Source organism: [Ruminococcus] lactaris ATCC 29176 (assembly GCF_025152405.1).
Classification (GTDB): Bacteria; Bacillota; Clostridia; order Lachnospirales; family Lachnospiraceae; genus Mediterraneibacter; species Mediterraneibacter lactaris.
Map to the genome: position 1 here is coordinate 2,050,725 of NZ_CP102292.1, position 22,246 is coordinate 2,072,970.

Here is a 22,246-nt window from a genome sequence, read left to right on the forward strand (position 1 = left end):
TGTTCAATCATCTGCCAGTCAGACAAACTCAAAATTAACTGTCCTCTGCAACCGGTCAGCATCTGTCACCCGGATCTGTACTTTCTGTCCTAATTTCCAGGTCTTTCCTGTATGCTCGCCAACCATCTCATAAGTTTCTTCTATAAAATTATAATGGTCATCCCTCATATCTGCAACATGGATCAGACCTTCGATCGTATTCGGAAGTTCTACATAAACTCCCCATTTTGTCACACCGGAGATCACGCCCTCATACTCTCCGCCAATATGAGCCTGCATATACTCTGCTTTTTTCAATTTGACCACTTCACGCTCGGACTCTTCCGCTGTCCGCTCCCGCTGACTGCACTGAGATGCAACTTCGGTCAGAATCTTTCTGTAATGCTCCATCCGTTCCCCGGTCAGCCTTCCCCGCAGATTTTCCTTGATGATCCGATGGATCTGAAGATCAGGATATCGGCGGATCGGAGAAGTGAAATGCGTATAATATTTCGCTGCCAGTCCAAAATGCCCTGTATTTTCTGTTGTATATTTTGCCTGCTTCATTGACCGCAGGGCAAGCCGGCTGATCAGTGGTTCTTCCGGGGTTCCCTCAACTTTGCACAGAAGCTTTTGGATTTCTTTCGGTCTGACTTCATTTCTTACATGCAGGTTATAACCGAAATTATTGATAAATGTACCTAACTTACGGATTTTTTCTTCGTCAGGCACATCATGCGTTCTGTAGAGAAATGGAATCTCTCTCCAGAAATATTCCTCTGCAACTGTCTCATTTGCAAGAAGCATAAAATCTTCTATGATCTTTGTTGCATCATTCCGGTCATAAGGCTTGATCTCAACAGGACGTCCCTTTTCATCCAGAATGATTTTTGTCTCAGGAAAATCAAAGTCGATCGAACCTCTCTTTGCACGCCTTTCCCTGATAATATCAGACAATTCTTTCATCCGCAGGATCATCGGGACAAACTCCCGATCCGCTTCCAGTGCCTCGGCATCCCCTGCAAGAACCTTTGCCACTCCGTTATAACTCATTCTTTTATCTACGCAGATTACCGTTTCAGCAATCTGATGATCCACAACTTCGCCCTCCGGTGTCACCGTCATGATACAGGACAGGGTAAGCCGGTTCTCTCCTGCATTCAGAGAGCAGATTCCATTTGACAAAGTCTGTGGCAGCATCGGGATCACCCGGTCAGCAAGATAAACGCTTGTTCCACGTTTCAGTGCCTCCCAGTCCAATGCACTTCTCTCCTGCACATAATTTGTCACATCAGCAATATGAACTCCCAGCCTGTAATTTTCTCCGTCCATCACAACAGAAACCGCATCATCCAGATCTTTTGCATCTTCCCCGTCGATCGTGACCATCTGCCAGTCCCGCAGATCCATTCTTCCTGCCATATCAGCCTCTGATACTTCTTTTCCCACACGAACAGCCTGATTCAGCACTTTTTCAGGAAATTCTGTAGGGATATCAAAATCTTTCACGATGGAAAGAATATCTGTACCGGGATCATTCACATGACCCAGGATCTCAATGATCTTTCCTTCCGGTTTCATATGCTCCCCGCCATAGGATGTCAGTTCCACAACTACCTTATGTCCGGTCATTGCATGGAGTTCTTTTCCTGCAGGGATATAAATATCTTTCAGGAATCTCTGATTATCCGGACGCACAAATCCAAAACTTTTGCTCTTCTCATACAATCCGACCACTTTAGTCACCTGATGAGAAATAATTCCGACAATCTTTCCCTCCTGCCGTCTGCCGCTTGGACTACCTGTAATAATACACTCCACTTCATCCCCCTGGAATGCACCATTTACATTTTCCGCAGGAATAAAGATATCTTCTTCCTGTCCTTCTACCATAACAAATCCAAATCCACGGATGTTCGCTTGGAATGTTCCCATGATTCTTTTCGCCTGACCCTTGCTGTACTTTCCACGCTTGGAAAGAGAAATTTTGCCTTCCTCTACCAGACTGTCCAGCACTTCCTGCAGCTCTTTCCTCTGCTCCTTCGTGATCTGAAGAACCATGGCGATCTCTTTTATTTTCATCGGCACATAAAAATCATCACAGATAAAATCATAAATGACCTTTTTACGCTTTTCAAATGTCTGATCCATATCTTTCCTTTCTCTGCTCTTTCTTTTCTGTTCCTTCTCTTTGCTTTTACTCCTGCATTCTTTCCCTGCGTTCCTTCTCTTCAATTTCTGATTTCCCGCTCTCGCTCTGCCTATTGTAACTCCGGCAGTTCTTTCCACTTCTCATTCGGAATACCGGGCAGAAAAAGATAAGGCATTCTATAACTCACCGTATAGAATGCCTTATCTGGAATCATCTTATGTCATTAATTAAAAACCTTCAGGTTCAGTACTACTGAAAGTACGAGGAACAGGATCGCAAGAAACTTTGTAGACTTAACAAGTGCACCTTCCATAGAACGTCCCTTGTTCTGTCCCCAATATGAATCTGCTACACCACCGATCGTTCCAAGACCTGCAGACTTACCTTCCTGTAAAAGAATGATCGCTGATAATGCGATACAGTCTATAACAAAGACAATGTATAATACAATCTTTAAAATGTCCATTTCACACCTCCCACGGATAAACAATACATATTGTACCACAGGCTTGCCTCATTTGCAAGAGCAATCTATAAAATTGTACTTATGAAAGTACATGATGTCTGCAGTTTCTCTGACATACTTTTGCATCAAAAATGGCAGACAGCTTTACAGTTGTATCTGCATTACCGTCTGCCATTCTCCTGACCGGTCAACCCGTCAGATTAAAGTCCAAAAATCCAATTACTCTTTTTCTGATGCGTATACATCTACCAGCTTCTTCAGGTAATCATATCTTTCCATGGCTTCCTGCTCATTCAGTGCAAAGAGTCTGTCAGCCTTCGCCGGATTTGCTCTCTTGAGTGCATTGTAACGAACCTCACCATTCAGGAAGTCCTGATATCCTTCTGACTTCGGTGCCTTGCTGTCAAGTGAGAACTTATTGCCCTCTGCTGCCGGATTGAAACGGAAGTTATTCCAGTATCCGCACTCTACTGCAAGCTGCTCCTCTGTCTGAGCCTTGCTCATACCTTTCTTGATACCATGGTTGATACATGGTGCATAAGCAATGATCAGGGATGGTCCCGGATAAGCCTCAGCCTCAGCGATTGCTTTAACGGTCTGGTTGAAGTCAGCACCCATTGCGATCTGAGCTACATAGACATATCCGTATGTCATAGCCATTCCTGCAAGGTCTTTCTTCTTTGTCTCTTTTCCACCTGCTGCGAACTGTGCTGTAGCACCGGTCTTTGTAGCCTTGGAGGACTGTCCACCTGTATTAGAATAAACCTCTGTATCAAATACCATGATATTGATATCCTTCTTGCTTGCAAGCACATGGTCAACACCGCCGTATCCGATATCGTAAGCCCATCCGTCTCCTCCGAAGATCCACTGGGACTTCTTAGCCAGGAAATCTTTGTTCTTCAGAACATCTGCCTTATCCTCGCAGTCACAGTCACATGCTTCCAGAGCAGCAACCAGCTTGTCTGTAGCTGTTCCGTTTGTAGCTCCTACTGTATATGTCTCAAGATATTCATCTGCTGCAGCCTTCACTGCCTCATCCTCTGTCTTCTCTGCGATCTTCTCAACCTTTGCTTTCAGTCTGTCTCTGATTGTATTCTGGGCAAGTAACATACCGTATCCAAACTCAGCATTGTCCTCGAACAGAGAGTTACTCCATGCAGGTCCCTTTCCTTCCGGTGTTACCGTATATGGTGTGGACGGTGAGGAGTTACCCCAGATAGAAGAACATCCTGTTGCATTTGCAATGTACATTCTGTCTCCGAACAACTGCGTTACCAGCTTCGCATATGGAGTCTCTCCACATCCTGCACATGCTCCTGAGAACTCAAGGAGTGGCTGCTTGAACTGGCTTCCTTTCACTGTCGTCTCTTTAAACTTGGCAACAACTTCCGGTTTTACAGGAATCTCTGTACCGAAATCAAAGTACTTCTGCTCGCCTGCATTTTCTTCCATGCTTGCCATTGTCAGAGCTTTCTCAACTTCTCCGGTCTCTTTATTCTTCTTGCCCGGGCAGACATTTACACAGGATCCGCATCCTGTACAGTCATAAGCGGATACTGTCATTGTAAACTTCATATCCGGCATTCCAATCATACCAAGTGTCTTGATTCCTTCTGGTGCCTGAGCTGCTTCTTCCTCTGTCAGTGCTACCGGACGGATCACTGCATGAGGGCAGACATATGCACAGCGGTTACACTGGATACATTTGCTCGGATCCCATACAGGGATATCAACTGCGATACCACGCTTCTCATATGCAGATGTACCGGATGGTGTAGAACCGTCTACATAATCATTAAATGCAGATACCGGCAGGGTATTTCCTTCCTGAGAATTTACTTTTGCCTGAATATTCTTTGCAAATGCAACTGCATCGGCTCTTCCGCCTTCTTCGATATGCGGTGTAGCAAGTCCTTCATCAGCAGCATCTTTCCAGCTCTCCGGAACTTCTACTTCTACAACCTGCTTTGCTCCTGCATCGATCGCATCATAGTTCATCTGTACGATCTTATCACCTTTTCTTCCGTAAGTAGCCTTTGCTGCTGCTTTCATAAGATCGATCGCCTGCTCCTCCGGAATGATGGAGGCCAGCTTGAAGAATGCAGACTGAAGAACTGTATTGATACGTCCGCCAAGTCCGATCTCTTTACCAATCTTGATACCGTCGATCGTATAGAATTTGATATGGTGCTGTGCAATATAGGCTTTTACCTGTCCCGGTAAATGCTCTTCCAGTCCCTGTGCATCCCATGGACAGTTCAGAAGGAATGTTCCTCCGTCAACCAGCTCCTGTACCATGTTGTACTTGTCAACATAGGACGGGTTATGACATGCTACAAAGTTTGCCTGATGGATCAGGTATGTAGACTTGATCGGCTTCTTACCAAAGCGGAGGTGAGACATTGTAACACCACCGGATTTCTTTGAGTCATAATCAAAGTAAGCCTGTGCATACATATCTGTATTATCACCGATGATCTTGATTGAGTTCTTGTTCGCACCTACTGTTCCGTCAGCTCCAAGTCCCCAGAATTTACAGTTGATCGTTCCTTCCGGTGTTGTGACCAGTGGTTCATTGGCTTCCAGTGACAGATGCGTTACATCATCATTGATACCGATCGTAAATTTAGCTTTTGCATCATTGTGATATACAGCAACGATCTGTGCCGGTGTTGTATCCTTGGAACCAAGTCCATAACGTCCTGTATAAACCGGAACTGCATCGAACTTAGATCCTTTCAATGCTGCAACAACATCCAAGTACAGTGGCTCGCCAAGTGATCCAGGCTCTTTTGTTCTGTCAAGTACAGAAATTCTCTTAACTGTATCCGGGATCGCATCAATCAGAGCCTCAGCACTGAATGGTCTGTAAAGACGGACCTTGACAACTCCGACTTTCTCGCCTGCTGCTGTCAGGTAATCGATTGTCTCCTCGATCGTATCACAGACAGATCCCATTGCTATGATCACATGCTCGGCATCTGCTGCTCCATAATAGTTAAATAACTTGTAATCTGTTCCGATCTTTGCATTTACTTTATCCATGTACTTCTGAACGATTGCCGGAAGTGCATCATAGTAAGGATTACAAGCTTCTCTTGCCTGGAAGAAGATATCCGGGTTCTGTGCAGAACCTCTCTGGCATGGGTGGTTCGGGTTCAGTGCATGTGCACGGAACTCATCGATTGCATCCATGCTTACCATATCTTTCAGATCTTCGTAATCCCATGTCTCGATCTTCTGGATCTCATGGGATGTTCTGAATCCATCGAAGAAATTGATGAATGGAAGCTTGCCCTCAAGTGCTGCACAATGAGCAACCGGTGTCAGGTCCATAACTTCCTGGACACTGGACTCGCAGAGCATAGCTGCTCCAGTCTGACGACAGGCGTAAACATCTGAATGATCTCCGAAAATTGACAGTGCGTGACTTGCCAGTGCACGTGCAGATACGTTGAACACTCCCGGAAGCTGCTCGCCTGCTACTTTATATAAGTTAGGAATCATGAGCAGGAGTCCCTGTGATGCTGTGAAAGTAGTGGTAAGTGCGCCTGCTGCAAGAGAACCATGCACAGCTCCTGCTGCACCTGCCTCGGACTGCATCTCTGTTACCTGTACAGTCTGTCCAAAAATGTTCTCTCTGCCTTCTGTTGCCCACTCATCGACATGCTCCGGCATAACGGATGATGGCGTAATCGGATAAATTGCTGCAACTTCTGTATACGCATAAGATACGTGAGCTGCTGCCTGATTACCATCCATGGTCTTCATTTTTCTTGCCATTTTTTGTTCCTCCTTGAAATTTACACTAAAAGTATAATTTTTTCATATGTATCCACATTATATCGCCAAAAATAACAAAAGTCCAGTATGACCGGACTCCTTCTTTGTATATTTTCGTATACAGATTCTGAAATTTGTCACTCTTTCTCCTTATTTTTTAAATGATAATTTTTTCACAAAAAGCCGACGAACCATTTTAGCTCATACTTGATAACTGACAAGATTCACTGGATCTTTTTCCCTTGTTCCAGACAGTTAAAAAACCGGTCATCTCAGCTTTATACTGAAATCACCGGCTCTTTTTGCATATCCAAAATTCAACAGTTACAACTACAGACTGAAATTCATTGGATCAATATACCAACTATTTCCGATCTTTATCACTACGATATCTTCTGAATCTGTCTCCGAACCATAAATTGGAATATTGATTGTGAGTTCAACTGTCATTATCTTTGCATCCTTAATCTTTACATCAATTCCTTCATCGTCATAATCTTCCTGAATTTCCGCTATCTCATCTTCTGTGGCATCTTTTGTCTCTGTGATCTTATAAGAACACATCTTTTCCAGGTCAACATACTCTCCCACGGATTGTGCGATCGATTCTATGCCACTTACAAGGTCGTCATACTCATCATCCCAGTTTCCTTCTTCTTTTAACTTGTTTACCGCTTCTTTTGGAAATGTATCGATGATGCCATCCGCATCCAGTTTAAACATCGATGTCACAAGCTGATCTACCGTTTTTTCCGGGCTGCGTCCTTTTACCGCATGGAAAATTGAAAAAATCACTGCTACAGCGATCAGCACTGCTGCCACAATCGCCACGATTGCTATAATCCCAGTCTTTTTATGGTTCTGCTGTGATGTCGGTGTATATCCCGGAGTCATTTCCGGATTATATCCTGCAGCAGTACCGTCTGCACTTGATGTCGTCATTAATGGTTTGCCACAATTCTTGCAAAACTTTGCCCCATCTACATTATTCTCTCCACAATACTTACAAAACATTCCTTTTTCCTCCTAATATGTGCAATACATTCCCTCGCTATCTATCTTGCCTGCTTTCAATTCCTGTTCTTTGCATACTGCAAACTGCCGGCCTGACAGCCCACGATAATTTAACAGTTCCCTACAATCCAGTCCGGAATCCACACTCACATCACAAATGATTTTCTTTTCCGTTCCCACGACTTCTACTGTCCGCAGCATACACTCTACGTTGATCACGTCCTGTGCTGAAAATGGAACTGCCTGAAATGATTTTCTTTCTGTCTCTCCCTGTCTCTGTATCTGACTGATAAACCAGCTTATTCCCGGAATAATAAAAACTCCCTTTGTCGTCTTAAAGACTATATCTGCAACAATCTGTGCGGATTTCCTATCTACTTCTCCGGCACATCCTACATATTTATAATCCATCCAGATATTTCTCACTGCATGTCCCGTCATATGTAACGTACACAATTGAAGTTCTTCCCATGGATAATAATTTGTAATCGGCAATATCCCCTGATTTGTCCCACTCACAGCATTTGCTCCCGACAAAGTCTCTCCTTTAAAACTACGCTCCAGCTTTTCACGATTTGCATTCAGAACGCACAGCACAATAGCAAGAATCACTGCCAGCCACGCCGGAAAAGTCATCTTAAACTTAATATAATCACCATAACTGCCTAAAGCTTCTTTTAGCTTCATATTGATGTAAAGAACGAACAGCCAGAGAACTCCGAACACTGCCATACCATAGATTGTTCCTCCATAAATCCAGCCTGTCTTTCCACTACGCAAAGTACAATATGCCGCAATTCCATTCACAACTGCAATTCCAATCATAACACAGCATATAAAGATACAAATCCCCTGCATAACTCTGACATCATCAGTGGAAAAAGCTCCCAGAAAATCATTTAACTTTTCTATTCCAGATGCCATCTTAAAAAAACTCACATCATATCCCGCAACCGTGATCCAGCTCAGAAACGGAAGTAAAACCAACAGAATGCTGCCACCTCCCAAAATCCATCTCATAAGTCCCCGGTCAAGAGCTTTTCCTGCACCGTTGGTACTGTATTTCGCCCCCTCTGCCGGCTGAATCTGCTGTGCCATCTGTGGGAGAACTGCTTTTTTTACCTTTCCACTCGCTGCATTTGCTTCATAAAAAGCAATCGTCTGTCTCACTTTCTGTAACCTGCCCTTTTCTTCTCTAAGAGCTTCTATCCTTGCCTGCTTCTGTGGCATATCATCGTAAGACATATTTTTCCCTCCCTTACTTTTCTTTTATACTGTTCAGATCATAACCGCATTTGGGACAAAATCTTGCTCCTGCTACCATTCCTCCGCAATTCGGACACTTTTTCTGCTGCAAGTCCGTTGCTGGCAGCACCACTTTCTGACTCAATCTTAGCAGATCTTCCTTGATTTTCTCTTCCAAAGCTTTTCTTTCAGATTCCAGACTGACAATCTGCTGATCTAACCGTTCTCTTTGCCGCTGCTGTTCAGCCTCTTTTACCGGATCAACATTCTGCGGCTTTTGGAATGATCCTGCTGCCTGGGTTTCCTGCACTGCACCACAAAACTTACAGAATTTTGCTCCGTCACTGATCTCATTTCCGCACTTTTTACAATACATCCCTTTCCTCCCCTTCCTTTTTTATTTTATCTTACCATATTTCGATCTTTTTCACATTGTCAAATTCATTTTTTTAATACACTCCAACTTCGTGTAACTCCATTGCATCCACTCTTAAAAACCGCTTAACTGTACTAAAACTTCCACATGTCCAAGATATTTAATCTCTCCGGTCTCTTCATACAAAAGTTCTTTATATCCTTTATTTTCTCCCGTAATTCTGACCAGCATCTCGTCCGCTTCATCCCAGGACTGAAATCTTGGCATATGATCCCGTCTCACCTGTGCTGCATCCTCAGTCATATCCAGTTCATCCATCATCATTGCCATATCCCAGTATCCGCTATACCAGTAAAATTCTGAACCACTGATTGGTTCTTCTGTTCCTGCCTGTTGCACGAACGCCCCCTCTTCATAGGTTAATATAAATGAGCTGATGGTTGCTCCATCCGCATAAATATCCGCTATTGCATAACTACTTCCACACAGATAGATGTTTCCCCCGTGCTTTTTCAGGAAAATTCCGTCATCCTCTTCATCGCCAGCTCCAATGACCGGATATAATGCTTTGTATTCATCTTTCAGGACAATTTCATTTTTTTCACTTTCATACATCCTGAGGTAAATTCCATTTTGATATGGTCCCCCGTCCTGTTCTTCCTTATTATTCAGATAAATTACAAGCAGTTCTTCTTCTCCATCTCCATCAAAATCCATAATTTTCCAATTCATGACGCCTTTTTGTGAATGATTGCTTTCAAGACTTACCGATGCCCAATATCCTGTGCCTTCATAATAATCACATTCATACTCGCCTTCTTCACATTGCCCCTCTTCCGGAATCAGATTTTGATCTACATAAGTATAAAGATCATATCGATTTTTCATCGCCCGGCTGCCTGTATTCTTTACACCCTTTTTCAATACGATTGCTGCATTTTCCGGCTGATCTATTTCCAAATACAAATCTGCCAGTTTCATATATGGATCTTCTGCCTTTGGATCTATATCAATTGCTGCCAGATAATTGTCCGCAGCTTTCTCATAATCCATTTCTTCCAGATATTTTTGCCCCTTTTCTATATGTGTATCAAACTTTTTCTGCGTATTTTCTTTCTTGAGCCAAAAAATAGCTGCAAGAATCGCTGCTGCAAAAATCAGAACAATCACTACCGATAAGATGATAATGCCTATCTTCTTCCCTGATTTTTTCTTACTTTTCTGCTCCTCCCACTGTGGCTCTCCGACCGGAAAACCGCAATTGGGGCATCTTCCATTTTTCATCTCATGACCACATTTTTCACAATACATTTTCTCATTCCCCATAGTTTTCTACTTTAATAATGACTTATCTGTTACATCTGCATAGTCCAATGGATATGGATTAGAATAATAGTCTTCATCTATTCCCACCTCTTCTTTATAGGAAATTTCTTCTGTCGAAACTTTTCCATCTTTCAACCAGATTTTGCTCACTCGTTCACATCCCATCCGAGCCTGCACACTGATGATATATTTTTCTGTCCCTCCATTTTCATCTTCATAGAACATCACGCACGATCCATTAACCTCATCAATATACCTGGCACTTCCATTACCGATGGTATAGATCTTGTATACATAATCTGCCTCACACGTTCCATTCAATAAAAGCAGTTCTTTTACACCATCTTTATCAATATCATATAAAAAATAATCCATAGACTGACCATATTCGTTACCGGCCTGATCAAGCAGCGGTCCATAGACTTTTTGATATGTCTCAGAAGAAATGGTCTTTTTATCATCCTGCGACGATCCATTTTCCTTTTTCGTATTCCCCGGCTTATCTGCATTTTTATTGGAAACCTTCTGTGTATCTGATGAATCCTCCTTTTCTGAATCCTTATCTATCTTAGCATTTTCCAATTTCAGGATTCCCCATTTTCCATCCTTTTTAACCCAACATTTTCCATCATAAACTGGAAGGATTTCCTCAAATGCACCTGACGAAATAACCAGATCTCCTTTGCTGTTCCGCATCTCCCACTTTCCATCTTTTACAAGTGGGACATATCCTTCTGTCGCTGCATAACAAAATTCCTTTTCTTTATCACCGTTCGTCTCATTATAGTGTTTCCAGGATGCATCATATTTGATTGGTATCATTACTTTTCCCTGATCGTTTACATACCCCCATTTTCCATCCTTTTCGACGGCCAGAAGCCCGGAGCTTTCAGATCCACATTCATCATAAATGAATTTTGTCGTCATCTTATCCTCATCCCAGATTCCATATCCAGAATCTGAGGAATCAATAAACTCATATCTATCCTCCGTTTTGCCCTCTGTAATCTCATCTGCCATTGTTTCTTCGGTTTCCTTTACTGGAATAGCCACTTCAGGCATACTAATATAATTTTTTCTCCATTCACGGTCATATAATTCTATCTCATCTTCTATGGAATTGCGAATTTCATTAGAGGTATAATAATACATTCCTTTTTCTGCGAACTCTGGATCACCTATGAGTGAGCTTCCTGGAATCATCTCATCTGAATCATTCAGATAATATAACTGTTCCATGTCTCCTTTTTCTATATCATATTTTTCTTCCTTTAAAATTACGCTATAATATTTATTTTCTGTTTTTACACTTTTATAAGCCATTCCCTCCAACAATTTTCCATCCATACCGATCAGCCCATATGAATCACCTTTCTTAATCACGGCATATTTTGAATCCATCTGCCTTCTCATCTCATTGGCTGAATATTCAAAGAAATCTCCACCTTGTAAGTAATAAATCTCATCCGCTTCAATTGTCGGCTCTACTACCCAGGTATATTCTTCCAGGCTCTCCCACTCTTTCTGCTTTTCCTCAATTTTCTTACTCTCACTCTTCGGCAGATTTTTCTTCGCCTTTTTCACAATCTTCTTCGCTTTATCAATTTCATTATGGTCCACATAATACTGAATCAACTTTTCATATGATTCTTTTTCTTTTGGTGAAATTTTAATTGCCTGAAGATAGGCATCTTCTGCTTTTTCATAATCCAGATTTTCCAGATACTTATCACCTGCTTCCAGCGAACTCTGATATTGCTTTTTCACATGTTGCCCTTTTACGATAAAAAAAGCTGAAATTCCAATTGCTATCAGCAAAATCCATGCTGCAAGAATCCAAATCCAAATTACCGTCTTTTTATTCATCCGCGGATTTTCTTGCGGTTGCTCATTTCCCGGGAATCCGTTTAACTCATCCTGTTGAGTATTTCCTTTTGAAGCCTCCGTTCCACATTCAGGACAAAATCTATCCTGCTCACTCATCCTGGCACCGCATTTTCTGCAATACATTTTCTTTTTCTCCTTGTTCTTTTTTCCTTCTAATAGCACAAAAAAACTCCCATAATTCTCATCATGGAAGTTTTCTGACAGTTCAATCAATCCTCGTATTCACAAATGTATCCTATCCTGCCTGAAAAGGATGGAACTACTGCAAGAATGTCATTCGGTGCATCATTCCATGTCCATCTTCCCTCATTCTTGTAATAAAGAAGATCAAGATATTCTTCCTCATTTGCTCCATCTCTGAAGCTCGGTTCCCCACTCAGCCATTCTGAACTGCACCAGTATGATGAAGTATTAATCTGATCTCCATATAATTCATCATCTTCATCTGCCCAATAATACTCGCTGCTTCCCGAATCCCTCCGGCCTCCGATGAAAAACTGGATCTTCTGGTAAGAGCCTGCATCTAACTGCTTCAATATATACTGATACTCTTCCTCGCTATTGATACGCACCAGGTATCCACCCCTGCTCTTGCAATCGGCAAACGCCTGACTCCACGTTACATCTGCAATAATAAATTCATATCGATGAATCCCGCCTTCTGTCGGATCATATTTCTCTTCTTCATCCTCTTCTTCATCTGCCGGGGCTTTCGCTTCATCTTTTGCTGATTTATCTGATTTATCTTCTTTATCTGACTTTACTGACTCAGACTTGGTCTTTGTCTCAGCTTTATCTGCTGGTGAAGGCTTTAAGAAAATAATGGCCGCTATCACACCTGCCGCTATCACCAAAAGAATCAATATTACAATCAGAATGATCTTCGCTGCTCCGGTCTTCTTCTGAGGCTGCCGGGGTATTTCCGGTGGATATGGCTGCTTTTCCCACGAATCTCTTATATCATTTCCACACTCCGGACAAAAACTGCTGTCATCCGGAATCTGCTTTCCACAAAATGGGCAATACATATTTCTTATCCTTTCACAATTCTTTGCCAGGAAATACAGTTTCATAATTCCTTAACATAAATGATGCCAGGGTCAAAAGGTCTAAGCCCACATGAGCTTGCTCATAGGTGGGTGAAAGACCTTAGGACCCGCCCCGATATGAGCATAAAAATGGGGCGTAAGCACCATGATATGCGAATAGCGGGTAGGATTGTGGGAGTGCGTAGCACGAAACAATCCGTAGGCATCAAAGTCGGGGGCTTTTGACCCCGACATCACATAAACGATTATACTATTTTTCTCTGCACACTTCAATCCTATTTTGAAGGCTTTTCGATTAATTGGATATTTATGTCTGTTCTTCCATTAATTCCGTCCACGGATCCCTGATTCGTATATTGCCATACTTCAAAATGATATGGAGTCTGCGGCTTTAATTCGTAATCCGCATACCAGACCGGATATGCGGATAATTTTTCCAGATCCAGCTCATAAGCTTCCCACAACATATTACTGTAGATCATAGCATCATAACCTGCTGCTTCAATCGCACTACAAAATGCTTCTGTATTTTTTGTGAACTGCTCCCCTGATACATGATCTGTCCTTGCATCATCATCAAGAATGCTTTCCGGGTCAAATACTACCGGGAGCTGAAGATTATATCCTGAAAGGTGATCCAGCACAAACTTTGCTTCTTCCCTCGCTTCCTCTTCATTTACCGCCTGCGAAAAGAAATAAACTCCGACATCGAGTCCCGCATTCTGTGCCTGCTGTATATATTCGTCAAAGCGGATATCCGCATTCACAGTTCCTGCCTCTGCATAACCGCGGTATCCAATTCTGATAAAAGCGAAGTCATAACCTGCTGCTTTTACCTTTTTCCAGTCAATCTCTCCCTGATGGTAAGAAACATCAATCCCCAGTCTGGAAGTATATTTCTCATCTGCATAGGTCAATCTGTCTCCATCATGAATAAATAATGTATCATTATATTGCTTTTTTGCAATGTTCTGATTAATTTCTACTGAATACTGTTGCCCATATACATCAACAAACTGCAAAATCTCCGGTTCCTTTTCGGATTCTTTTTCTTCTTCTTTTTCATTCTGCTGTTCCTGCTTTTTCACTGTCTTCTCTTCTTTAGCTCCACTGTCGGATTTTTCAGAACTTCCGCACCCTGTCATACAGAAAATCATACAGCAGAACAAAACTGCCATCACTGGAAATGCCCTTTTCATCTAATTTTCCTCCATAAACTCATCCCAGCTTCTTACCTGCTGACTTGAATCCGAAAAGCCGCACATCCGATATAAACATTCTGTAACATATGCTTTTTCGAGCCGGTCTTTTTCACTTGTATAATCCGGGAAGATCACTTTCATCTGAAGAACATATCCGGCTTCGATCTTAGTCATGTCATAGATTGCACTGTTATGAGCTGAGCTGTCCCATCCGGTCAGAATTGCCTTCCCATGATCTCCTTCTGAGGATTTTACAATTTTTTCAGGTTCAACTAACCCCTTACTCTCAATATTGTATACATTTTCTGTCATATTCTCGATAGAAAGGGCATCTGTTCTGGAAGTCAGAGAAAAGATCAGTTGAGACCCATCACTTCCTTCAAATGTAATTGTCTGGCAGTTTTCTCCATAACTGACCAGATCCGGATCCTCATCGACGGACACTTCATTATACAGATCTACCGGATAATAAAACTTGAAATCCGTAATCTTGGAATCATAAGATTCATACAGATCCGGATCCAGATTTTCACTATAATCTGCCTTTGTATCCTCATCGATCCAAAATTCATCTTCCAGATCACTGCTCTCATCTTCCTCCTGCAGTACATCTTCTTTCAGATCTTCTTCATCCTTTGTCTCTTCTTCAGCTTTCTCCTTTTTTACTTCCTTTTTTAAATCGTCTTTTTTTATTTCCTGACTGATCTTTTCTGAGGAATCCCGAAAATGCAGATAAAGAGCAGTGCCAATTCCGATCATCGTAACCAATAATAGAACTACCGTTATCAGAACCAGCACCCAGTGCATCGTTCCTGTCGCTTTTTTCGATTCTTTTTCTTCTTTTCTGACATTCACATCAGGTGAATTAATACTCTGTCCGCACATCGGGCAGAATGTACTGTCGTCTGAAATTTCACTCCCACAGAAAGGGCAATACATCTTCTTTCCTTCTTTCTTCTTGTGATGTCGGGGGCAAAAGCCCCCGACTTTGATACTCATATCGGGGCGGGCCCTAAGGTCTTTCATCCACCTATGAGCAAACTCATGTGGGCTTAGACCTTTTGACTCTGGCATCTTCTTATTGTTGATAATACTCATTTACACCAGACACAATTCCCTCAACCATCTTTTGACGATATGCACTGTCTGCCATATTCAGATCATCCTGCTGATTGGTCATAAATCCCATTTCCAATATGATGACCGGAATTTTGCTCCAGTTAATCCCGGTCATTGTATCATTCACCTGAATTCCCTGGTTTGCCATTCCGGTCGCTGCACAATAATTGTCCAGGACATCCTGTGCTAATCGATTACTTTCATCATACAGATTTCCAACATAAGGATTCCCTGCAGATCCGATTAAAACCAATGCTCCATTTGCCGAACTATTTTCACTTCCATTCGCATGAATCCGGATTGCAATATCTGCACCCGCATCATTTGCCATGGTTGCTCTCTCCGCATTGCTGATTGCAGTTTCATTATCTTCTCTTGTCATGATCACATCATATCCTTCGTTCTGCAATGCCTCCCGAAGCATTAATGATATAGCAAGATTCAATTCGTATTCCGCTATGCCGGAATACCTTCCGCTTGTTCCTCCGGTAGCCTTTGCTTTCATAACATTGCTCCCAGGAGCATTAGGCTCTTTCGCACTCATATCCACATCCGGAGCCTGATGCCCTGGGTCAATCGCAATCAAAATTCCTTTCTTTTCCGGAATGTCTTCATTTTGAGTCGCCTCATCCATTCCTGAAACCGTCTCTTCTGAATCGGACGCTGAATTTTCTTTTTCCTTGGGCAATTCCAGCACCAGATCCGGTGCAGCTTCTTTTGCTTTTTCCTTTTTTCCACATGCACACATACCAAAAATCAGCATGAATACCATACAGCCACACACTAGCTTTTTACATTTCATAATAGACCCTACTCATATTTTTTTATCGTCTCAATATTCGCTTTTTCTGTCTCTGACAACATTGATTCACTGAAATCTTCCGGACGAATCGTTCCTCTGTACCAGGATTTTGAATTAAAATAATCCTGAAGTTCCTGATCATCAAACATTCTTCCATGACGGGCAAAAATTTCATTTCTCGCCAGTCGAAGTTCACTTTTTGACAATCCACTTACTTCACTGTCTGCCAATATTCTTTTACTGCTATCCGGAAGTATATAATTATCTGTCTTTTCTTCTGCTTCCGCCTCTTCTTTCGTCTCCTCTTCTTTCTCAGAGTCCTCTTTTTTTGCTTTATCAGCGTCTTCTTTCTTTTTCTTACTTTCTTTTTCTTCTTTAATTTTTTTATTCGTGCTTTGATTTAATTCTGTCTTCAATTCATTACTGACAGAATTATCTGACGATGTATCTGTTCTATGGTTCAAAAGAAACCATGCTGCAACTCCTGCCGTAATCAGAAGACATACTGCAATAATTATTGCAATAATCACCGGCACAGAACTGGAAGAAGATTTTCCTTTCCGTTCTTCTTCCATATCAAAATCGTCTTCATATAATGACATTTTCGGCATTTCTGTCGTATGCTGATAGGTATTTCCTCTTGGCTCTATCTTTCGTCCACATGAAGCACAGAACATAGAATCGTCATCCGTTATATGATTACAATACGGGCATCTCATCTCTTACATTCCTTTCATCAGCTTCTTAACTTTTATGCAACCGGCGTTCCGCATTTCGTACAGAATTTTTGTCCTTCCTCTAATGCAGCCCCACAGCTACGGCATGTCAAACTCTGCATATGCTGTACCGGAGCTGCCGGTTCCTCCCCCACTTTTGTACCACATACTGTACAGAATTTTTGTCCTTCTTCTAATACAGCTCCACATTTCACACAGGTCGGCACGGTCACTTCCGGAATATGTACTTCTTCATATGGTGGAGTTACCGGTTCTTCATATGCCGGGGCGGCCGGTTCCTCATATACCGGAGCTGCCGGTTCTTCCTCTACTTTTGTACCACATACTGTACAGAATTTTTGTCCTTCTTCTAATACAGCTCCACATTTCACACAGGTCGGCACGGTCACTTCCGGAATATGTACTTCTTCATATGCCGGAGCGGCCGGTTCTTCATATACTGGAGCGGCCGGTTCTTCATATACCGGAGCGGCCGGTTCTTCATATGCCGGGGCGGCCGATTCTTCATACGCCGGAGCGGCCGGTTCTTCATATGCCGGGGCGGCCGATTCTTCATACGCCGGAGCGGCCGGTTCTTCATATACCGGAGCGGCCGGTTCCTCATATGCCGGAGCGGCCGGTTCTTCATATGCCGGAGCTGCCGGTTCTTCATACGCCGGAGCGGCCGGTTCTTCATATACCGGAGCGGCCGGTTCTTCATATGCCGGGGTGGCCGGTTCTTCATACGCCGGAGCGGCCGGTTCTTCATATGCCGGGGCGGCCGGCTGTGCTTCAAATTGATTTCCACAGAATGTACAGAACAGTGCATCTGCCTCTACCGTCTTCTGACACTTCGGACAAATCTTTCCTGCTCCCGGCTGCGGTGCTGGTGAAACCTGCTTTTCAATCTTTGATCCACATACATTGCAAAATCCAGAGTTGGCAGAAATCTGTGCTCCGCAATTCGGACAACTGACCATTCCTTTTAATACATTCTGCTGTTGCTTATACTGGCTTGTCAGTTCCATACTGGCTACAATCTGATCGCAAAGTACCTTTAACTGTCCCTCTGCATTTGCCGCACAATTTTCAAAATAGTATTTTCCGACTTCTCTGTAAAGATTATTCTGCTTTTCCTCTTCCGCTTTAATCGCACTTGAAAGCCTCATTCCTTCCGAAACTTCACGGGATTTGTTCGATACACTTTGTCCAAACTGTGATAATTTTCTGTCCATTTCATCAAAAAAAGCCATTTTTTCATCCTCCGTTCTTACAACCTAATCTTTTCTTTTATTTTAATATAAATTTCCTTTTTTTGCATCATTTATTTAAAGATGCCAGGGTCAAAAGGTCTAAGCCCACATGAGCTTGCTCATAGGTGGGTGAAAGACCTTAGGACCCGCCCCGATATGAGCATAAAAGTGGGATGATAATCCCACGATATGCGAATATTCGGTAGGATTGTGGGAGTGCGTAGCACGGAGCAATCCGTAGGCATCAAAGTCGGGGGCTTTTGACCCCGACATCATTTAAATCGTATCCGCATCCACCACAAAATCTGTCTTGACCATCAATTAATTTTCCACAGGAAGGACAATATCTCTGTGCAGGAACGTCGTCCCTTTTCTGCTGACCCCTGCCTGCAGACAAGCCTTTTATTTTTGTAATTTTATCAAATAAAGGTAATAACTGCGGTAATGGATCTTCAAATGCTCCCTCATAATAGGCTTTCCCTAATTTTCTGTATAGTTCATCTAAAGTATCTCCTTCATCCAATCCTAATTTGTCTGGATTTACAAAAACTGTCTCATCGTAATTCATGATTCTGCCTTCTTTCTTTTATGCAAGTTCAAATCTCATTGGTTCCATATTATTGCTGTAGCTTACCTGAATGATCGTTCCACGCGGGATATAATACTCTCTTTTTTCACCTAACGGTTGTCCGCTTTCAAGAAAAACCATTCTTTTTTTCTCCGGTGTCAGCCAGTATTCTTCATATTCTGCGACATAAAACACCTCTGCAAGCAATTCATGTTCTATACTCTGATCTGCCTTCGTCATAAAGATATGTACACCATCTGAACAGATCCATACAGCTTCTCCCATACTCATTGGATAGACCTTTTTTTCATACATTCTCTGCAGGCCACGGATCGCACCTGAAAAGGTACTCCGTCCCTGCATTCTGCTCCTTTGTTGATCCATCCCCCAATCCTTTTTTATTCTATTTTCATTTCTTCTTTGGGGAACATATTCTGTGGCCTGAGTTTTTACGGTTCTCTGCATTCCACTTCTTCGATCACCCACCATTTCCTCTGGTGCAATATACATTTCCTGATGTCTGCCTGATCTTTTTTTCTCCTTGAGCAATGCTCCGGCAAAATTTAAAATCAAAGCAAGCAACTGTATTCCACCCCAAATAAGTAATGATTTTACCGGAAACAGTGCTTTTGTTCCAAGATAATCTTCGGATGTATTGGAAATTTTTTCCAAAATCGGGCCTTTCGTTTCCATACAAAGCATCAGATAGATCAATCCACCACTCAAAATTGTAAAAAGCTGTGCAACAATCGCAATATAGTATGATAACTGTGACTGCACAAGAAGAATTATGATTGTAAAAATTACTGTAACCATAACCCAGATCAAAGCACAGACGATATATATTTTCATCTGTCTGCCTATTACAAATTCCATATCAGCATCCAGGAATGATTTTGTAGACTTTCCTATGCTCCACTGCATGAACTTAAAAATAGATATCTCACTTTTTTCCTCATAACATTTCAAGCAGATAATCGGTAAAAAAATAATGGAAAAAGATGATAGAATCAACAACTGTGAAATATATTTAATTACTCCTTTTATTCCCGACATAACGTCTCCTTTACTCTCTTTCTAATCTCTCTAACATTTCTCTTTTCTTATTTTTAAATATTTTTGCTGTTACAATCAACATAACTCCAAAAAAGATCACTCCAATAATTCCAGCAATCAGGATCATCATTCCTGCAGTCACTTTCATTCTTCTATCCACCCTCCACTTCTTACCTGCTGATATACATTCTCAAGCAGATCCATTTCCGCATCTGTATCATTATTTTTCAACTGTTCATAATACATTTTTTCTGCTTTTTCATAATATTCTGCAAAAGCAGTGTAATCACGATTCTTATTTGCTTTCTGTTCCTGTTTGTCTATTTCCAGAAATGCTGCTCTCTTTTCAATATTATAATCATCTCCGAACTGTTCTTTCATTGTATCTAACGCATTTTGTGCCTCCGTTAGATTGCCCTGCTTTTCATTGAGAATGACAAGATTATTGTATGTCTCATACGTATCCCAGCCCTGATCGATCACTTCCTGCAGCAATTCAATCGCTTCATTTCTGTAACTTGTCTTTCCTGCATCTGCTAAATCAATATCAACCTGTATCAGTCGTTCCAGAATCACCATCTGTCTGGATACAGGAAGTACTTCTTTTGCCTCCTGCAGAACATTTCGTTCCTCACTCAGATTACCACTATCTTTTGCCAGTTCACTCAGCATGACATAGGAACGCATGATAAGTTCCTCATTTTCACTTTTTGAAATGCAATCCCTAAAAGCTTCCTCTGCCTTAGCTGTATTTCCAGAAGACTTTTCTATTTCTCCTCTCGCATAAAGAAGCGAATCATCTGCTATTTGATAATCTTCTGCATGATCCAACACCTCTTTTGCCTTATCCAGTTCATCATTATAAGCAAGTGCAATGGCGTAATCACGGTAAAACTCACTTTTTTGTCCACCATGTTGGAATACTTTCTTAAATGCTTTTACTGCCTCTCCATAATCTTCCAGTTCAAAGCAGCTTTCCGCTTTCAGATAATACAAATCTGCAATTCGGTCATCTGAAAGATCTACTTTTTCATTCTGAAATATATCATAGTCAATAAAATCAATACAATCCTGATATTCTTTCTGTTCATACAATGCACAGGCATTCTGATAATAACTTTCTTCTTTAGCCGGAAGCAGATTAATTGCTTTTTGATACTGTGCTTCCTCTTTTTCGTATTCTCCTGATTTTCTATATTCCGTCTGTTGCTTTACAATTTCATTATACCGATTTACTTTTTCAAGTTTCATGGTATGGATTCCATATCCGATCGCAATGATCGACAGTCCCATTCCGGCTACCAGCCCGAGCATTGCCACTCTCTGACCGATCACCAGTTTTCTGTATCTGGCATCTTTCTTATATACATTCTGTAAAGCCTGAAACATTTCCCTTGCATTTTTATATCTCTTTTCAGACTTAGGATCCATTGCTTTTAAGATCACCGCTGCAAAAGCTTCACTTACATAATTTTTAAGCAGATACTCTTCTGCCTTTGTGCGGTTTCTTCCTGCTTTTTTCCCTGTGATCAGATGAAAAAGTGTCGCTCCCGTACTATAAATATCACTTTTTTCATCAATCACCCGATACTGCGGCAGCTCCCGCCCTTCTCTTGAATCCAATGCAATAATATACTGTTCCGGTGATGCATATCCCTCCGTATACCCTAAAACTGTATTTCCATTCACAGCAAATGATACATTAAAATCAATCAGACAGACATCTCCCCTCGGAGTCACCATGATATTTGCCGGCTTGATATCTCCATGAATGATCGGTGGAGTCTGGGTATGCAGATAATTCAATGCACTGCACAATTGCATCGCCCAACGGATCAGTTGTCTTTGGGAAAATTGTCTTCTTTCTTCCATAAGTTCTTTCAATGATCTTCCTGGAATAAAGCTCATCGCCGTATAGATCTCACCATTTTCCTCAAAAAAATCTACCACTTGAGGGAGATACATATGATTCAGATTTTTTAGAATATCTACTTCATTTCTGTTGATCCTGGCATCTCTGCTTTTCCTTTTGATCTTTTTTAAGACAACTTCCTTCTGCAAACGTTTATGATATGCTTTATAGATGACTCCACCGCTTCCTGATCCAAGATAGCCCAGTATTTCATAGGTTTCATCCATATATCCTTTTCTGCTGTACATTTCTCAATTCCTTTACTCATCTCTCATTGTTGGCATCTTTTGCCCCCAACATCTTTTTATAAATGAAAATTTTCTATCCCCGGTCTTTTG

Annotated in this window: 18 protein-coding genes; all 18 read right to left on the bottom strand. The window is 41.8% G+C overall.

The annotated features are described in order from the left end of the window. Nucleotides 1-18: 18 nt before the first annotated feature. A complete protein-coding gene (gene rnr / locus NQ541_RS09635; protein WP_044940726.1) occupies nucleotides 19-2,130 on the bottom strand; it encodes a ribonuclease R in 2,112 nt (703 codons plus the stop codon). 224 nt (nucleotides 2,131-2,354) lie between these two features. Next, on the bottom strand, nucleotides 2,355-2,597 hold the full coding sequence (gene secG / locus NQ541_RS09640) for a preprotein translocase subunit SecG (RefSeq protein ID WP_005611215.1): 243 nt from the start codon (nucleotides 2,595-2,597) through the stop codon (nucleotides 2,355-2,357). Nucleotides 2,598-2,816: 219 nt separating this feature from the next. Further along, nucleotides 2,817-6,383: a pyruvate:ferredoxin (flavodoxin) oxidoreductase gene (nifJ, locus tag NQ541_RS09645; RefSeq protein WP_005611208.1), complete on the bottom strand. Its 3,567-nt coding sequence runs from the start codon at nucleotides 6,381-6,383 to the stop codon at nucleotides 2,817-2,819. A gap of 330 nt (nucleotides 6,384-6,713) precedes the next feature. Then, a complete protein-coding gene (locus NQ541_RS09650; protein ID WP_005611204.1) occupies nucleotides 6,714-7,397 on the bottom strand; it encodes a zinc ribbon domain-containing protein in 684 nt (227 codons plus the stop codon). A gap of 12 nt (nucleotides 7,398-7,409) precedes the next feature. After that, the gene (locus NQ541_RS09655; protein ID WP_005611202.1) at nucleotides 7,410-8,642 is read right to left on the bottom strand and encodes a hypothetical protein; all 1,233 of its coding nucleotides are present in this window, start codon (nucleotides 8,640-8,642) and stop codon (nucleotides 7,410-7,412) included. Nucleotides 8,643-8,655: 13 nt separating this feature from the next. Continuing rightward, entirely contained in the window at nucleotides 8,656-9,018 is a 363-nt protein-coding gene (locus NQ541_RS09660) for a zinc ribbon domain-containing protein (protein WP_005611199.1), read from the bottom strand. Between the two features lie 114 nt (nucleotides 9,019-9,132). After that, nucleotides 9,133-10,329, bottom strand: coding sequence for a tetratricopeptide repeat protein (locus NQ541_RS09665; protein WP_023921028.1), 1,197 nt, complete (start codon nucleotides 10,327-10,329; stop codon nucleotides 9,133-9,135). Nucleotides 10,330-10,350: 21 nt separating this feature from the next. Then, the gene (locus tag NQ541_RS09670) at nucleotides 10,351-12,354 is read right to left on the bottom strand and encodes a WG repeat-containing protein (RefSeq protein ID WP_023921026.1); all 2,004 of its coding nucleotides are present in this window, start codon (nucleotides 12,352-12,354) and stop codon (nucleotides 10,351-10,353) included. A gap of 86 nt (nucleotides 12,355-12,440) precedes the next feature. Next, nucleotides 12,441-13,259, bottom strand: coding sequence for a lectin-like protein (locus NQ541_RS09675; protein WP_023921024.1), 819 nt, complete (start codon nucleotides 13,257-13,259; stop codon nucleotides 12,441-12,443). 296 nt (nucleotides 13,260-13,555) lie between these two features. Beyond that, nucleotides 13,556-14,479: a glycoside hydrolase family 25 protein gene (locus NQ541_RS09680; RefSeq protein WP_005611187.1), complete on the bottom strand. Its 924-nt coding sequence runs from the start codon at nucleotides 14,477-14,479 to the stop codon at nucleotides 13,556-13,558. Further along, a complete protein-coding gene (locus NQ541_RS09685) occupies nucleotides 14,480-15,421 on the bottom strand; it encodes a zinc ribbon domain-containing protein (RefSeq protein WP_023921022.1) in 942 nt (313 codons plus the stop codon). Between the two features lie 139 nt (nucleotides 15,422-15,560). Beyond that, nucleotides 15,561-16,403, bottom strand: coding sequence for an N-acetylmuramoyl-L-alanine amidase family protein (locus NQ541_RS09690; RefSeq protein ID WP_023921020.1), 843 nt, complete (start codon nucleotides 16,401-16,403; stop codon nucleotides 15,561-15,563). 8 nt (nucleotides 16,404-16,411) lie between these two features. After that, nucleotides 16,412-17,122 (bottom strand): YARHG domain-containing protein, encoded by a 711-nt coding sequence (locus NQ541_RS09695; protein ID WP_081442960.1) that lies wholly within the window; start codon nucleotides 17,120-17,122, stop codon nucleotides 16,412-16,414. Between the two features lie 32 nt (nucleotides 17,123-17,154). Beyond that, nucleotides 17,155-18,372, bottom strand: a complete 1,218-nt coding sequence (locus NQ541_RS09700) for a zinc ribbon domain-containing protein (RefSeq protein WP_005611176.1) — start codon at nucleotides 18,370-18,372, stop codon at nucleotides 17,155-17,157. A gap of 244 nt (nucleotides 18,373-18,616) precedes the next feature. Then, complete coding sequence (locus NQ541_RS09705; RefSeq protein WP_005611173.1) at nucleotides 18,617-18,940, bottom strand: zinc ribbon domain-containing protein; 324 nt, start codon at nucleotides 18,938-18,940, stop codon at nucleotides 18,617-18,619. 18 nt (nucleotides 18,941-18,958) lie between these two features. Then, complete coding sequence (locus NQ541_RS09710; RefSeq protein ID WP_147416772.1) at nucleotides 18,959-19,816, bottom strand: hypothetical protein; 858 nt, start codon at nucleotides 19,814-19,816, stop codon at nucleotides 18,959-18,961. A gap of 190 nt (nucleotides 19,817-20,006) precedes the next feature. After that, nucleotides 20,007-20,144: a hypothetical protein gene (locus tag NQ541_RS09715; protein WP_005611169.1), complete on the bottom strand. Its 138-nt coding sequence runs from the start codon at nucleotides 20,142-20,144 to the stop codon at nucleotides 20,007-20,009. Next, nucleotides 20,141-22,156 carry a protein kinase domain-containing protein gene (locus NQ541_RS09720; protein WP_233417829.1) on the bottom strand — a complete coding sequence of 672 codons (2,016 nt, stop codon included), beginning with the start codon at nucleotides 22,154-22,156 and terminating at the stop codon, nucleotides 20,141-20,143. The genes NQ541_RS09715 and NQ541_RS09720 overlap by 4 nt, the downstream gene beginning before the upstream one ends. Nucleotides 22,157-22,246: the final 90 nt, after the last annotated feature.